The sequence below is a fragment of the Streptomyces sp. NPDC022910 genome (genome assembly GCF_055561075.1).
Genome location: NZ_JBVHHL010000047.1, coordinates 45,822 through 61,503, shown reverse-complemented (window position 1 = coordinate 61,503; position 15,682 = coordinate 45,822). Strand labels below are relative to the sequence as shown.

The 15,682-nt window shown below is 69.8% G+C and carries 10 protein-coding genes; 6 read left to right on the top strand and 4 right to left on the bottom strand.

Going from position 1 to position 15,682, the window contains the following annotated elements; translation table 11 throughout:
- The first annotated feature begins 978 nt into the window (after nt 1–978).
- Nucleotides 979–1,743, top strand: coding sequence for an acetyltransferase (locus ACZ3TS_RS32195; RefSeq protein ID WP_467624879.1), 765 nt, complete (start codon nt 979–981; stop codon nt 1,741–1,743).
- Here the strand turns inward: ACZ3TS_RS32195 and ACZ3TS_RS32190 are convergent.
- Nucleotides 1,721–2,710 (bottom strand): translation initiation factor 2, encoded by a 990-nt coding sequence (locus ACZ3TS_RS32190; protein WP_467624877.1) that lies wholly within the window; start codon nt 2,708–2,710, stop codon nt 1,721–1,723. The genes ACZ3TS_RS32195 and ACZ3TS_RS32190 overlap by 23 nt on opposite strands.
- Nucleotides 2,711–2,769: 59 nt before the next feature.
- On the opposite strand from ACZ3TS_RS32190, the gene ACZ3TS_RS32185 reads away from it, so the two are divergent.
- The 3 genes from ACZ3TS_RS32185 to ACZ3TS_RS32175 are packed head-to-tail and all read left to right on the top strand — an operon-like array spanning nt 2,770 to nt 10,609.
- Nucleotides 2,770–7,275 carry a peptidase C14 caspase catalytic subunit p20 gene (locus ACZ3TS_RS32185; protein ID WP_467624876.1) on the top strand — a complete coding sequence of 1,502 codons (4,506 nt, stop codon included), beginning with the start codon at nt 2,770–2,772 and terminating at the stop codon, nt 7,273–7,275.
- Nucleotides 7,276–8,655, top strand: a complete 1,380-nt coding sequence (locus ACZ3TS_RS32180; protein ID WP_467624874.1) for an esterase/lipase family protein — start codon at nt 7,276–7,278, stop codon at nt 8,653–8,655. It begins immediately after the preceding gene.
- 13 nt (nt 8,656–8,668) lie between these two features.
- A complete protein-coding gene (locus tag ACZ3TS_RS32175; protein ID WP_467624873.1) occupies nt 8,669–10,609 on the top strand; it encodes a pentapeptide repeat-containing protein in 1,941 nt (646 codons plus the stop codon).
- 613 nt (nt 10,610–11,222) lie between these two features.
- Here the strand turns inward: ACZ3TS_RS32175 and ACZ3TS_RS32170 are convergent.
- Entirely contained in the window at nt 11,223–12,554 is a 1,332-nt protein-coding gene (locus ACZ3TS_RS32170) for a helicase-associated domain-containing protein (RefSeq protein WP_467624871.1), read from the bottom strand.
- Nucleotides 12,555–12,915: 361 nt separating this feature from the next.
- Between ACZ3TS_RS32170 and ACZ3TS_RS32165 the strand changes: the two genes are divergently transcribed.
- Nucleotides 12,916–13,740: an IS5 family transposase gene (locus ACZ3TS_RS32165; RefSeq protein WP_467624868.1), complete on the top strand. Its 825-nt coding sequence runs from the start codon at nt 12,916–12,918 to the stop codon at nt 13,738–13,740.
- Here ACZ3TS_RS32165 and ACZ3TS_RS32160 read toward each other — a convergent pair.
- Nucleotides 13,709–14,182: a hypothetical protein gene (locus tag ACZ3TS_RS32160; protein ID WP_467624867.1), complete on the bottom strand. Its 474-nt coding sequence runs from the start codon at nt 14,180–14,182 to the stop codon at nt 13,709–13,711. The genes ACZ3TS_RS32165 and ACZ3TS_RS32160 overlap by 32 nt on opposite strands.
- Before the next feature lie 139 nt (nt 14,183–14,321).
- A complete protein-coding gene (locus tag ACZ3TS_RS32155) occupies nt 14,322–14,594 on the bottom strand; it encodes a hypothetical protein (RefSeq protein WP_467624865.1) in 273 nt (90 codons plus the stop codon).
- A 62-nt stretch (nt 14,595–14,656) separates the two neighbouring features.
- Here ACZ3TS_RS32155 and ACZ3TS_RS32150 point away from each other — a divergent pair, with 62 nt between their 5' ends.
- A complete protein-coding gene (locus ACZ3TS_RS32150; RefSeq protein WP_467624864.1) occupies nt 14,657–15,628 on the top strand; it encodes a plasmid pRiA4b ORF-3 family protein in 972 nt (323 codons plus the stop codon).
- The last annotated feature ends 54 nt before the right edge of the window (nt 15,629–15,682 follow it).

Below are 15,682 nucleotides of genomic sequence, written 5' to 3'. Positions count from 1 at the left end.
CGGTCATCGTCACGCTGTTCCTGGTCCTGTCTCGCCCTGCATCAGATCAAAGAGACGTGCACCTCATCGGTCTCACCGGAGTCTGACAGACAGGGGAAGGGCGCGAGTCGGCCACGGCCGAATCGGATTGCCGGGAGAGAAGATGTGGGTCTGGTGACGGCGAGTGGCGCAGGCACCTCGGGCGTCAATGTCAGCGGCCTCCGCAGCTCTTTCCGGTGGTCACCGTCGCAACCGGCCCGTCTCCGCCGAATGCCCCCAGAGCAGCAGGAAGGACTGCCACCCGCACCGGCCACATACGGCTCCAGCTCTGGCGCTGGGTGCTCGCGCCTCGGACGACGTGGCAGACTCATCGCCTGGCAGCCGAGTTTGGGCCGGGCATGGACGCTCGCACGGCATGGGTGATGGCGCGGCTAGCCGCGGCATCCAGAGGAGCGCGCATACGCGATGCGGCACCTGGACGACGAGGAAAACACCGACTGATCCCAAGCGAAAGCTCGCAACAGCGTGGCTCCCTCTGGTCTCAATTTTGGCCTCATTCACACCCGTCCGACACTGTGCGCACGCCCAGAAACCAGCCGCTCCGCCGCAGGTCAGAACGTCCCCGTCCCTTCCCGAGCCCCCAGACGAACATTTGGAAAGCGTGTTGGGGGCAACCCCTCACGAGTTCGAATCTCGTATCCTCCGCAGCCGCCTGAACAGGCGAAACGAAGGGTCCCGCTGGTTTCCGGTGAGGCCCTTCGTGTTGCCCACTCTGGCCCCGTTGTCCTGTGTCTTTGTCCGTACCAGGGGTTTCCGGGGCTCTCGGATGGTCTTGGCAAGCTTCCGCGCGGCTTCCTCAGGCATGGGATCCGTCGCGTGCAGGCACCGGGGCCCGCCTCCCGGGAGAGCGGCGGAACACACCCGCGCCGACGGCACGCTGTACTTTCTTCCGATGAGCACGGTTGGGTTGCCCAGCCGCGGGAGACATGTGGGGGCAGCGTGTCACACGGCGTCAGGCTGGCGCGTCAGCGGCGGGACCGTGACCTCCAGATACGTCACGGCGCCGGGTCGCTCCCGCCCGCCGAGAAGGATCTGCTGATCATCGGGGCGGGAGGGATGGGCCGTGCCCTCGCGTCGATGTGCGCCCAGGACACCGACGAGGCAGGCGCACGACGCTGGCGGGTACGGGGTTTCATCGACGAGAACAGGAAACTCCACGGCACTCGGGTCGACGGCCTGCCGGTCCTCGGCGGACTGGAGGCCGTCGGCCGCTGTCCGGGCGCGGATTTGGTGATTTCGATCTGTCATGTCGACCACCAGGGGGCGCGACGCAGGATCGTTCGGGCGCTGGGACTCCCTCCGCACCGCTACCCGACGATCGTCCACCGCACTGCAGTGATCGATCCCAGTTGCACCCTGGGGCACGGCACGATTCTGATGCCGATGGTGTGTGCGCTGTCGGGCGTGACGATCGGCGATCATGTGATAGTGCGGCCGCACACCATGATGGCGGCTGACGTCGTGGTCCAGGACTACGGCACCGTCGCGGCCCAGGTGTTCCTCGGGCGGCATGCTGTGGTGGAGGAGAACGCGTACGTCGGTGCCGGGGCGAAGATCAGGGAGTACGCCTCCGTGGGGTCGGGATCCGTCGTCGGCATGGGGTCGCTCGTCCTCGGCCACGTTCCTCCGGGGGAGATGTGGGCGGGAAACCCCCTGAGATGTCTCGCCCCGGCCTCCCGGCTCACAGACCGCGGTCCGACCTGACCTTCTGCTCGGCCTGCTCCACGGTGACCCGGCCGGCCGGGTCACCGCCGGCGCGCTCCACGGCACCGCGTACCAGGGCGAGATAAAAGAGGGCCGGCGCGCAGGGTGTCCATCGCTCCTCCGGCTCGTCCGCGATGAAACCGAATACCGACTCCGGGTCCGCGTCCACGAACTCGAACCGGTCGTGCTCCCACTTGTCGGTGACACCGCGCGTCCAGCGCAGACGCAGCGTCGGCTCGTCGAGCTCGGGCACCACCGCGCGGAAGAACGCCGCCCACTGGTGGTTGACCAGGTCGAGCCCGAACCCGAGCAGCTCCACCTTGGCATTGTCCCCGTCGTGCACGGCGAGTTCCTCGAAGATAGCGCGGCGCGCCACCGCGTGCAAGCTGACCGGGCTGCCGTCCCTGGGCAGGTCGTGCTGCTGGGCCAGGCCCTCGTTGGCGGAGGAGTTCCACCGTGCGCTGTTCGGCCCGGCGACCTGGGCGCTCCGCCGGGAGAACAGCATCTTGCCGTCCTTGCCGGTCTCCAGGGCCACGTTGATGCCGAAGCTGCAGTTCATCCAGGAGGGCGCGTCGGCCGGGTCGCTGCCCTCCAGATACTGCTCGCGCAGCGTGAGGCCGTTCTTCTGCCGCCGGTCCAGGTTGAGCGAGGTGGTGAGAAAGTCGAAGTAGTCTGCGTCCCGCATGGTGAGGGACACCACGGGCTCCTCGGCCAGATGTGTACGGGTGACCACGACCCGCTCCACCGCGAAACGCGCGTTGTTCCACCGATGCGGCAGCCCGCTGGCCTCCTTACGCTCCTCCTCCGCCTCGATGGACCGCCGCCAGGCGGCGATCTCCTCCGGGAACTGCACACGCTTCGGCGTGTACTTGACGTGGACGTTCTCCTCATCGATGGGCCGGGTCCCGTCACCCTCGAAAAGATGACAGCCTGTCGCCCGGCCAACCACGGTGAATCTGTCTCGCATCGCCAACTCCACTGGTAAATAAGCTGTGGTGGACACTTTCGGGGGGTGCTGTCGATCTCATGGTACGAAGCGACACGGACAACCGGCTGGCGTTACTGAAAGCCGAGCGGCGATCCTCTTCCCTGGTGGGCACGATCGCCGTACCGGAGTACCTCCACCCGGACACGGAGGAGCGGCAGAGGCTGCGCCGCCCGCAGCTGGATGAGATCCGTGACCGCTTCACCGAGACTGCGCGGGAGAAGCTGGGGTTCGGGGAGGCCCTCCGGGCCGACCGGGGCGGAGCGACCCGGCGGCAACTGTGGGCCGGGCTGGGGGAGTTCCTGACCGCTGGCGCCCAGCGCAAGATCCTCTACTGGACAGGGCACGGCGTCCAGCGCGGTGACGAGGGCTATTTCCTCGCCTGCGCCGACTCCTGGCAGTCGGGCGAGTTCGACCCCGCCCGGGCCGTCTCCCTGCTCGAGCTGGTGGGTTTCCTGCTGCGGCCGGAGTACGAGACGGACACCCTGCTGATCGTCGACGCCTGCTCCTCCCAGAGCTACAACTCCCTGGGCGAGGCGGTGCGGCACGCCGTGGAGCTGGAGCGGGATCCCGCGGTGATCCGGGCGCGGGAGAACCGGCGGAAGGGCTTCGCCGTCATCGGCACCTCGGGGGCGGACGCGCAGGTGTCGGCGGGCCGCTGGGTGACGTGGCTGGAGGAAGCGCTGGCGAAGCCGGACTTCGTAGCGGACGACCAGGCCCGCCCGTTCGAGCCGGCCGCGCTGTATCTGCCGCTGCCGTATCTCTGCCGTGCCGTGGACGCGCAGGCGGCGGACGACGGTCTCGACGACCCGGCGCAGCGGCCGGACTGCCGGGAGGTCCGGGCGCTTCCCAACAACTTCCTCGACAACCCCTACTACCACCAGTCCGACCGGCCGGTGTACACGCCGGCCGTGCTGACGCGGCGGAAGCCCTGGATCGAGGCCGAGCAGTTCGGTCTCGAGGAAAACAGCCATCTCAGCCGCCACTTCGCGGGCCGGCGGGACGCGCTGAGCCGGATCGTGCGCTGGATGGACACCCACCCGAAGGGGCTGCTCGCGGTGACGGGCCTGGCAGGCACGGGGAAGACCGCGCTGCTCGGCCGGCTGGCCCTCACCTCCCTGCCGAGCTGGCGGGAGACCCTCGGTCCGGACCTCGACCCCGCGACGCTGCCCCGGGCGGGAACCATTCACGCGGTGCTGAGCTGCCGGGGGCAGTCCGCCCATTCGCTGGCCGCGCATCTGCGAGAGGTGCTGGCGGACATCGACGGGGCGCCACCGCTGCCGGAGGAGCCGGTGACGTCGGAGAAATTCACCGACGCCTTCGAGGAGCTGGTCGGCCGGGCGGGTTCGGTGAACCTGCTCTTCGACGCACTCGACGAGGCCCTCCCGGACCAGGCATACGCGATCGCCTGGCACGTCCTGAACCCCCTGGCGGCCACGCCCGGTGTCCGGGTAATCGTCGGTACCCGGACGCAGCCCCGCCGGCGTACCATCGCGCCCGCGGAAGAGGAGTCGCTCCTGGACACCCTGGAACTCAGCGTCGAACCCGTGGTCCTCGGGGACGACGAGGAGGCGCGCGCGAGCATCACCGGCATGGTGCTGTCCGTACTGGACACCGAGCACTCCCCATACCGGGGTGACGCGCGGCGGGTGGACCGCGACTGGACGGCCGAGATCGTCGCGGCGCAGAGTCACGGCTCGTTCCTGGTGGCCCGGTTGGTCGCGACCGGGCTCGCCCGGCGGACCACGGTCGCGGCCGAGGCCGAGCTGCTGGCGTGGCTGCGTGACGGCGGCATGGACCTGCGCACCCGCCTCGCGGAGGAGACGCGCTACCTGAGCGAGCAGCCCGGCGCACAGCGTGCCCACGAGGTGCTGCGGGCGCTGGCGGTGATTCAGGGGCCCGGGCTGACCCCGGACGCGACCTGGCTGACGCTCGCCAACGCGCTGCGCGAGACCGGCTCACCGGAGCTCACGCTGGAGGATCTGCGACAGGTGTGCCGGAGCGCCGACGGCGGCATCGTCGCCACCCAGAAGGACGGCGCGCTAAAGACGGCCGGGCGGATCCGCCATCAGTTGGCCCATCCGAGCTATGGCGAGTTCTTCCTCTCCGACGCCGGACTGACCGCCCGGGAGGCACACCGCAGGGTGCTCGACGCGCTGCGCGCCCGCGCCGGCGGCGACTGGAGCGGCGCCGACGAGTACACGCTCGAATACCTGGGCGCCCACGCCGCCCAGGTGGGGCCGGACGCCCTGCGAGAGCTCTTCGAGGACGTGGGCTTCCTGCTGCGCACGAACCCCGATGTCATGCTGCCGCTCGCAGCGGGCCTGGCCCGGGACTGCGACGGCGCCGCGTTGTACGGCAGGGTCGCGGGCTCGTTCCCCCGCGCGTTCAGCCCGCTGTCGGCGTCGGTTCTGCTGGAGCGCAAGGCCCTGTTCAGCGCCACCGCCTTCGTCAGCCACCGCGAAGTGACGTACCGGACGCTGCGGCCCACCGACGGCTTCCTGCCCTGGCAGGAGTACTGGACCGATGTCCCGCCGGACCCCCCGGAGTGGCGGCGCGCGGCGCCTTCGGGCGGCGCGCGGGCGCTGAGCTGGCGCGCCGAGGCCGGGGCGGTGGGGCTGCCCCACGCAGACACCCTGACCGCCGGCGGACTGGGAGAGATCCAGGTCCTGCACCTGGAGTCGGGCGCCCGGCTGCTGACCCGTCGGCTGCCCCGGACCGGCGGGGAGCGCGGACGCCCGCTCAGCGAGGTGCGTGAGGTGGGCGCGGGAGCCCGCTCGGCCACCGTCGCCCGGGACGATCAGACCGTGTACTTCTGGCGCGCGGGTGCCCGGATGCCCGATCAGGAGTACCGGTGGGGCGGCAGTGTGCGCGCCCTGTCGGTGGCCGAGGTGGAGGGCGAGAGCGTGGCCCTGGCGGCCGACGGGGACCGGGTGTGGGTGTGGTCCTGGAAGATCGGCACGCACCTGGACACGCAGCTGAAGGAGGTCCGTACGGCCGATGTGCGGCAGCTCGCGGCACTCACCCTGGGCCCGCGGATGTTCGTCCTGGCGGCGGGCGCCGAGCGGGTGGAGCTGTTCGAAGCGAGCCGCACCCGCAACGGGGTCGACGGTCTGCACGCCTGCCGGACCGATCTCGGTGTGACCCTGGCTGCACCTGCGATGGCCGCCGCGGCGTTCGCGGTCTCGCCCCGGGAGGGCTTCCTCGCCGTGGCCGACGGGACCGCTGTGTACGTCTGGCAGTGCGGGGCAGTGTCCGGCGCCACGCCGGTCGTGGGAAGGGTGGCGACGTACCCCTCGAACGCACGCGGCCTGGCCTTCGGGTGGTACGGCGATGAACCGCTGCTCGCCGGATACGAGGAAGTGGCCGTCCGGATCTGGTCCGTCGGGCGGTCCGGACGCGAAGCCACGCTCGTTCTGAACGCCCCCCGCGAGGGCGCCATAGCGTTCGAACCGGGCGGTCAGGGACTGCTCGCGGTCGCCGACGGCCCGTACATCCGGGTGGTCGACGTGGTCCCCGCGCTGGAGGCCCGCTACGGAATCCAGCGGCGGCCGAGCAACGAGCGCCCGGTCCTTGCCCTCGCCGGCGCACCGAAAGGTCCGCCGCTGCTGTGCCGCGCCTGGCACGACAGGATCCGGATCTCCCGGCCGAAGCAGGGGGACCCGGCCGCCCTTCCGGCTACGGAGCTCGCCCACGACGGGCGCACAGTGACGGCGGTGGCCGCGGTGCGGGCGGCGGATGGCTGGACGGTGGCCGCCGCGGCCGGCCGGACGGTACGGCTGTGGCGTCTCGACGACAGCCTGTCGGTCATCACCCACCAGGACATCCCGCTCGGCGGGGACGCCGGCCAGCTGGCCCGCGCGCTGAGCCTGGTCGGCGAGCCGGCAGCCAGCACGCTGCGGCTGAGCGTGGCGGACGGTCGGCGGCTGGTACGCCACGAGGTCCCAGCCGATGTCTCGTCCGCCGGGATCGCGGTGCGCGAGATCCGGACCGACCGCGGGTTCTGCGGGATCGACACGAGGATCCTGCGGGACGGTTCGTACTGGATGGCCGGTGATCTAAGCGACCAGCTGCAGGTCTGGACCGAGGGCGATCAGGGCGTCGAGCGGCGCGTGCTGCTAGCGGCCGGCCCCTCTTGCCTCGCTCTCGGGGAGCTGTACGACGAAGAGGACGACGCCTCGATGCCCATGTTGGCCTGGGCGGACCACGGCAGCGTGTACGTCAAGGACTGCTCCGGCGACGAGAGCATTCACCCCCCGGAGCGGCTGCCGGGGGACTTCCCCGACGTGACGTCCCTAGTGTTCGCCGGCCCCGTGGAGCGGCCCATGCTGTTGCTCTGTATGCCGGAGACGGTGTCACGCGCATGGGACGTCTGGTCCCGGAAATGGCTGGACGGGCCGGGGATTCCCACGCGGGGGTACGACGTGCACGCCGTCCGTACCGCGATGGACCCGGAGGGTCTGGTGATGGCGTTGCAGGGGGAGGACCGTTGCGATCTGATCCGGCTGCCGCACACGTTCTTCGGCGCCGGGACACGGGGAGAGTGAATGGAACACGATCTGGTGGTTTTCGTCCCGGGGTTTCTGGGCACCCGGCTGTGCCGGGACGGCCGGGACCTCTGGGCGCGATGCGGTGAGCAGCTGATCGGCTCGGCGGCCGCGGCACTCACCGAGGTGTCCCTCCCGCCGGGGCTGGGAGACGCGCCGCCCGAGGGCCCCTTCCGGCTGGACGCCGACGCGCTGCTGCAGGTCCCGGACTCAGTGCCCGGGCTGCTGTCCTGCATGGGCTATCCCGATATCCGTGCCGCCCTCGGCGACCCGCTCGACGCGCAGTTCGTGCCGTTCGGTTACGACTGGCGGCTCTCCCATCGGCTGGTGGCCCGGCAGCTGAACGCGCGGGTGGCGCGCGAGCTCGACCGGTGGCATGCGGAGGTAGACGCGTACTATCCGGACCGGGCCGATGATCCGCGCGTCATTCTGGTCTGCCATGCGACGGGCGGTCTGATCGGGCGGCACTATCTGGAGTGCGAGGACGGCCGGGAAACCGCCCGGACCCTGGTCACCCTCGGCACCCCGCAGCAGGGGCTGGTCCAAGCCGCCCGGCTGCTGGCCGGTCATGCGATTCCCGGCGACGCGGGCCCCGGCGCGGACGTGGCCGCCCGGCTGAACGAGGCGCTGCGCGACTGGGCATTCAACCTGCCGGCGGTCGTCGAGATGCTGCCGTGGTACCCCGCCGTGCGGGTCGAGGGAAAGAGCCGCGAGCGGCGGATCACCGACAACCGCTACCCGATTCCCGGGCTGCCGGGCGACGCCGTCCGCGAGGCGCTGGCCTTCCGAGAGGAGTTCCGCTCGGCGTGCGACGAGAACCGGCGCGTCGGCCCCCTCCCGTACACCGTGCACTGCCTCGGCAGCGTCGACTTCCCGAGCCCCGAGGCGCTCGTGCTCTCCTCCGACGGGTCGCGGATCACCGACAGCCTGTCGGGGCCCGGCGACGGGACGGTGCCACGCCGGTCGGCCATAGCGGACTGGACCGGTACGGACCCCATGCTGTGGACCGGGTTCCGTAACGCGGACCTGGCGAGCGGTCCCGCGCTCCGGGACGTGATGATCGCGATCCGCGCGGGACGCCCGCCCGGCGGCACGCTCGCCGGTGAGGAGGGCATCGCCTTGCACTTGCCCCGGGACCCGGTCGCTGCCGACCGTCCGTTCGTGATCGAGCTGCTGGGACACGACCTGCCGCGGCGCAATCTGCGGACGTTCATGTGGCGTTCGGGCCGTCCCAACAAACAACCCGTCGTCTTCTGGCAGTACGGGCCCGACCGCTACAGGGCGGAACTGGAAGCCACCCCCGGGCGCTGGGTGGTCGAGGCGCTGGTCGACCGGCCGAAGGGGCGTGACCGGAGGGACGTGACGGTCGTGGCGGTATGAGACGGGAGCTGGGATGACCGGAACCGACGCCCCCACGTGGCCGCAGTGCGGAAACCTCGACACCGGGGAACGCTGCCGGGGGCGCAGAGTGGGCTCGTACACGGCCTGCCTCGCGCATCTGGACAACGCCGAACGTGCCGCCCATCTGGCCTCGCTGACCCCCGGCGCCGATCTCGACCACCGGGGCACACCCTTCACCCAGAGTCTGCTCGACGAGCTCCTCGCACCGCTCAGGGATCCGGGGAGCGGGCGGGCGCGGGTGGGGGAGGCATCGTTCGACGAGGTGCGGTTCACCGGAGACGCGGAGCTCGAGGGGATCGACTTCGGCGGCTTCTGCTCCTTCGGGTCGGCCGTGTTCGGCGGGGGTGTGTACGTCCGTGAGGTGCATGCCGGGGGCGATTTCCGCCTCGGTGCTGCGCAGGTTGCGGAAGATGTGTGGCTCGATGACACCGAAGTGGGCGGTGATGCCTGGTTCTACGAGGCGCGGATCAAGGGCACGTTGCGGTTCTGTGTCCGCGAGGTCGGCCGCGGTGCGATGTTCAAGGGCATGACGTGCGGGGATGCCTACTTCTCGGGTGTCCGGGTGTGTGGCGTCGCCTCCTTCGAGGGGGCGGTCATCGACGGGGAAGCCGCCTTCGACGGTGCGGTCTTCGAGGATGGTGCCAACTTCGAGAAGGTCCGGATCGCCGGCCGGGCCTGTTTCGACGGTACGCATTTTCACCGCAGCAGAGCCTGCTTCAACGGGGTGGACATCGGCGGGGACATGCCGTTCACCGAGGCTCACTTCGCGGCGGAAGCCACGTTCGACGGGGCAGCGATCCACGGTGACCTGTCGTTCTCCGGGGCCCGGCTGGAGGCTGGCATGGGTTTCCAGCGGGCGGTGTTCCGGCGTACCGCCCGGATCGGCCCGCTGGTCTGCCCGGGGACGGTGGACTTCTCCGACGCCGTGTTCGAGGCCGCGGTGACACTGGAGGCCGCCGCGCGGGATGTGCGCTGCCAGCGGACACGGTGGGCGTCCACCGCCGCGCTGCGGCTGCGGTACGCCGAGGTGGATCTGAGCGACGCCGTGCTGGAGTTCCCGGTGACCGTCGTCGGGCGACTTCGGCCGTTCGTCTCGCCGGAGGGCGGGGTGATCGCCGAACCGGGTCTCACCGATGCCCGGGTGCGTGTCACCTCGGTCAAGGGCGTGGACGCCGCGTACCTGGTGCTGGCCGACATCGACCTAACCGGCTGTCTCTTCGTGGAAACGGTCCACCTGGACCAGCTGCGGCTCGAAGGTCGCTGCGTCCTGTCGCCACCGCCCGACGGGCTGCGCTGGATACGTCGCCGGACCCTCGCCGAGGAACACCACTGGCGGGCGACCCGGTACGGCGGCCATTGGACGCCCGCGCCACCGGGCGTCGAGACGCATGAACCCGCCGTGCTCGCGCCGGTCTATCGGCAGCTCCGCAAGGCGCTTGAGGACAGCCGGAACGAGCCGGGCGCGGCCGACTTCTACTACGGCGAGATGGAGATGCGCCGCCACGCCGCGGCGTCCCGCGGTGAGCGGACGCTGCTGCGCCTGTACTGGGCACTCTCCGGATACGGCCTGCGCGCCGTGCGTGCCCTGGCCTGGCTGGTCCTGGCGATGACGGCCACCGTGCTCGCGATGATGCTGTGGGGGCTGCCGCAGGCCGACCCGGAGCCGGTCAGTGCGGGGACCACCGACGGCCGCCGAATAACCCTGACGACCAGGAAGCCAGAACCCGTCAACCCGGAAGGGCCGTACACAAGGCGTCTGTCGACCGCGCGGTTCGAGAAGTCCGTGAGGGTGGTGACCAACTCGGTGATCTTCCGGGCCTCCGGACAGGACCTGACCACCACCGGGACGTACGTCGAGATGACTGCCCGCCTCGTCGAGCCGGCCCTGCTCGGGCTTGCCATCCTCGCCGTGCGCAGCCGCGTGAAGCGATGACGTGCCCCGGCCCCCGCCGGGCCGCTGCGCTACGACAAGTCCTCACCTTTGCTGCCCACAGGAGAGGAGCACAACACCATGCTGGTGTGGCTCGGGCTCGGGCCGGCCGCGGAATTCGCCTCTGATCGGTTCGCGCAACCCGAGGCCATCGCGAGGCTGCTGCCCCCTGGCTACTCAGACAAGGCAGGATCGCCGCTGGCGGGGCGGGGAAGCGCACCAGCTGGTGGCAGCTGGTCTCAGTTCTGGTCTCATTCACCCTCGTCCGGGGCCGTCCAAGTCACAGCTGGGCCAGTTTTCCGGTGCAGGTCAGAACACCCCCGCACCACCCCGAACCCCCGGACGAACATTTGGAAAGCGTGTTGGGGGCAACCCCTCACGAGTTCGAATCTCGTATCCTCCGCAGCCGCCTGAACAGGTGAAACAGAGCGTCGGACCACTGCTAGCGGTCCGACGCTCTGGCATGCCCTGGTCTCAGTTTTGGTCTCATTCATTTCCGACATTCAAAACATTTCACCATGTAGCGAACGCGCCCTCTGTCAATAATCAGCGGTCACGTAACGACGTGCGCCCCGGCCCCGGCCCGAGGTGCCCCGAAGCGGCTCTCCTTGTGCCATCAGGCCAGCGGGTAGCCCAGGGCCAGGGCGGCCTTGCGGAACGCCGGCAGACGGTCGGGGGAGACCGCGAGGTGGCGCTCGCCGATTCGGGTACACAGCACGCGCAGGCGGCGGTCGCTGATGACGAGGGCTGCCAGTGCCTCGTCCGCGCACTCGATGAGATGGGCCTGCCCGGTATCGCGCAGTCGGCCGGTGCGGCGGCCGGTGTCGTCGAACAGGGTGGTGACGGTCTGGGGCACGGGGTGCGAGGCGGCCTGGTTCAGGTAGCCACGGAGCTCGTCGAGGGTGTGCCCGCGGTCGAGGGCGTGCAGAAGTGAAGCGGTGGTGAGCGTCCAGACCCGGTCGGTTTTCCGGTCGGAGAAGGCGTCCAGGAGGAGTGCGTCGGCGGAGGGCAGCCCGTCGAGGGCGACGATGTCGAAGTTCGCCAGGACGGTGACCCTGCCCGTCGGGACGGCCAAGGCAGGGACCTGGGCGGGGGCGTAGTCGTCCGTGAGGCCGACGGCGTGGGCGCCCAGGGGATTGAGACGGAGTGCGGACAGGCCGTCGTAGCGGCTGAGCTGGTCGAGATAGTCGCCACCCCAGTTGTCCCGGTAGTCATCGCGGGCGCCCACCGGGGGGACGTACTCGATGTCGATGAGGCCGAGCGTGGCCGCGTACTCGAAGAGCACTGCCAGGGTGTACCGGCCCTGGAGGAGGGACCAGCCATGGTGGCCGTCGTAACCGAGGCTGCCGTATTGCGGATCCTCCAGGTACAACTTCCACAGGGCGCGTTCACTGCGGTGGACGACCGGATCCAAACCGGCCGCGCGCATGTCCGTGAACAGGCCGTCGATGGGCATCCACTCACCCGGGGTGAGGCCGGCCAGCGCCTGGCCGGCAAGCTTGCGGCGCGGTTTGGCGGCGGTCAGGACGTTCGCCGAGCGCTGGCCCTTGATCTCCTCGATGCGGGAGAACTCGTCCAGGAGGCTGTTGTTCAGCCAGCGTTGCCACAGCTGAGGAATGGTCAGGTGCGGCGGCCGGGTCAGCGCGGCCCGTCCGCGCGCGGTCGGCACCAGCCGACCGCCGGTGAGCTGGGCGAGGCCGCCTGCCTGGAGCAGCATCGGCCAGGCGAAGGCGGCGATGGTCTCGTGCGGATAGAAGTCGCCGCCGTCCAGGACGTCGGCGACCGCCGAGACGGTGGCGGCGCTGGGGCGGCGGGTCTTTTCGCTGCACCGCAGCTTCTCCGTCATACACAGGCGCAGCACCGCCAGCAGGTTGGCCTGCGCCTCGTGCTCAGTGTGCCGGACCCGTGGAGTGCCGGTGGGCTCCTGTTGCTGTTCGACCGGTATCACTGCTTGTGTTCCCCGCTCCGTGCCGCTCGCGACCTGTGCCTACGGATGGGCAACGTAGTCGTAGTTGCCCGGACCGCAGGTGCGCTCAGAAGCCGTATTCCTATCGATCATGGATGCGGTTCTGATCGAACATCGGGCTTGGCCGGGTGATCTCCGGTCGCGGAGCGCATGAAGACAGGGCCTCCGGTGCAGCACGAGGGGTGTTGAGTCCAACCCGTGTGCCCCGGAGGCCCTGATGTCGCAGTTGTACGCGGTTACGTCCCTGGAGTTCAACTCGGCGCGCTCGGCGTGCGATTGCCTCGCTCACCGGTTCGGGAACGCGGCCGATCAGCCGGAGAGGGCCCCGGTCTACAACTCGGATATGACGGACGCCCAGTGGGCGGTGGTCCGTGATGAGATGCCGACACCGGGCTGGCTGGAGGGGAGGGGCGGCCGGCCGGAGGGCTACTGCCACCGGCAGATGATCGACGCGGTCTTCTACGTCACCGACAACGGCACGAAGTGGCGATCCCTGCCGGTGGACTTCCCGCCCTGGGACCGGGTCTACGCCTTCTCCCGCAGGTGGCGGAAGAACGATCTGCCCAAGGAACTGCACGACCGGCTGCGCGACAAGATCCGCCTCGCCGAGGGCCGGGATGTGGAGCCGACCGCGGGGATCATCGACTCGCAGTCGGTGAAGGCGGCCGCCTCGGTGCCCGCCGCGTCACGCGGATACGACGGCGGGAAGAAGATCAACGGCCGGAAGCGGCACGTCATCACCGACTGTCTCGGCATGATCCTGATGGTCATGGTGACCGCCGCGAACGTCACCGACCGCCAGGCCGCCCGGATCATGCTGCCCGGGCTGCGGGAGAGGTTCCGCGAGCTCACCTTGGTGTGGGCCGACGGCGGATACACCGGCCGCCTCGTGGACTGGGCGAAGGAGAAACTGCAGCTCACCCTGCAGATCGTCAAGCGCAGTGACGACATGAAGGGCTTTGTGGTGCTGCCGCGCCGGTGGGTGGTGGAGAGGACATTGGGATGGCTGATGTGCTCGCGTCGCCTGGTCCGGGACTTCGAGACCCTGCCCGAAAGCAGCGAGGCGTTCATCTACTGGTCGCAGACCATGCTCATGAGCCGCCGCCTGGCCCGCACCACCCGCACCACTGTGCCTGTCAGTTCGCCGGTGACGACGCTCGCGGCTTGAACTTGCCATCCGGAGTCCGCTCCACCCAATCCCTCTCGGCCAGCCGCTTCGCTCTCGAACGCACCCCTTCGATCTTCGCCGCTGTCAACTCCAGCCCCAGCCGGGCCGTCATCTCCTTCGCCTGCATGCCCTCCACGCCGAGCCCGGGCTCGGCCTCCAACAGCTCCACGATCTTCCGGTACTCCGACGACAGCGACTGAACCGTCATGCCCTCCCGCCGGTCCGGCACTCTCGACCGGGCGACCGGGGCCTTGCCCACCGCCGGCGGCGGCGGCCGCTGACCAGGCACGTCCGGCGCCGGCACGTCTCTCACCTCCTCAGGAACGGCCAGGGCCTCGGACAGTTCTTCCCGCGCGATGACCCGGCGCTCCAGCACCATTTCGGCTTCACCGAGAGCGGCCAGGATCCGGTCCGCCTCCGCCTGAAGCTCCTCCACGGCCACCCGGGCCACCCGCTCCCGTTCCTCCAGCAAGCCCCTCACCGATGACACCGACCGCCTCCACACCGCCCTCGACGAACAGAACGGTCCAAGCCTCCCTCGGCAACACCGAAACCATGCCTGACCAGCGGAAAGTCAGCGATCACATCCGGAAAGACAACAGCTTCTCAAGATTCTGGACCACCTTGCGTGGGTTGTCGTAGGGGCCGGAGAAGTAGAACGGCTTGCCGTTCCGGCCGAAGCCGATGCCGGGCCGGTCGCCGGGCGGGGCACCCAGGTGCACTGCCGCATCCGCGAAGCCGCCCGCGGGCTCGAAGCCCAGACCGCGGGCGTATGCGACCGCATCGTGCACGATCGTCTGCGCCTGCTCCACGCCGATCGGCAGCGGCCGGTGATCGAAGGCCGAGTAGTACACCGGTACGTAAGTAGGCCAAGGCGGCACGACTGCTGCGGACCGCGGGCGGGCGCCTGCTACCGGTGAAGAAGAACGCCAAGCTGCTGGACCACCCCGACGAACTGCGTGGCGCGCTGTTCCTCGCGCTACCGCACATCGGCCCGGCCGTGACGGTCTCCGGCTGGTTGGAATCCCTGCTCTCGCACGAGTACGACCGGGGTCTGCGGGCGCTGCTGCAACGGCTGTACGCGACCACTGCCCCGGTGCCACTCAGTGACCTGTACGAGGCGGTGTGGCAGGCGGTCAGCCCGCTGTACGTGCTCGACGACCTGTCCCCCGACCAACTGGGGCATCTGCGCACCTCCAACGACCACGACATCCAACGGGTCCTGAAGGCCCTCGCCTCCCTGGAAGCTGTCCATCTCACCGATGACGGCGCCGAGTTGACGGCGGACGGATGCACCGAGACGGCCCGGACGCTTGGCGAGCCCGAGCCCGGCGACGCGGTGTCGCGGATCCGCGTCGAGCTCGCCGACGTGGACGAACCCCAGGTTTGGCGGCAGCTACTGGTGCCCGCCTCGATCCGCCTGGACCGGCTTCACTCCGTGATCCAAGAGGCGATGGGCTGGCAGAACTGCCACATGCACGCGTTCACCATCGACGGCGTCCGGTACGGCCGCCCCGACAGCGAACCCGGATTCCGCGACGAGCGCACCGCCACACTGGCTGCCCTGCTCAAACCGGGCGCCCGCTTCGTGTACACGTACGACTTCGGGGACTCCTGGGAGCACCTCATCACCGTGGAGCAGTTCCAGACAGCCTCAGCCGGGCTTCACCATCCGCACTGCATGGACGGTGCCGGGGCGTGCCCGCCAGAGGACTGCGGCGGCGCCCCCGGCTACAGCGATCTCAAACTGATCCTCGCCGACCCGGCGCATGAGGAACACCACGCCATGCTGGAGTGGCTCGGACTTCGGTCCGCCACGGAATTCGCCCCTGACCGTTTCGCACCGGACGAGGCCAACGCGCGGCTGCGGCACCTCACGGGAGTGTGAAAGATGAGCCGTCCGGCCACGCCATTATTCGCGGCACGCACTGGTAAGGGGGTC

Coding starts and splice junctions, on each gene's coding strand:
- ACZ3TS_RS32190 (WP_467624877.1), bottom strand. CDS start 2,710: ATGCGAGACAGATTCACCGTGGTTGGCCGGGCGACAGGCTGTCATCTT.
- ACZ3TS_RS32180 (WP_467624874.1), top strand. CDS start 7,276: ATGGAACACGATCTGGTGGTTTTCGTCCCGGGGTTTCTGGGCACCCGG.
- ACZ3TS_RS32175 (WP_467624873.1), top strand. CDS start 8,669: ATGACCGGAACCGACGCCCCCACGTGGCCGCAGTGCGGAAACCTCGAC.
- ACZ3TS_RS32165 (WP_467624868.1), top strand. CDS start 12,916: ATGACGGACGCCCAGTGGGCGGTGGTCCGTGATGAGATGCCGACACCG.
- ACZ3TS_RS32185 (WP_467624876.1), top strand. CDS start 2,770: ATGGTACGAAGCGACACGGACAACCGGCTGGCGTTACTGAAAGCCGAG.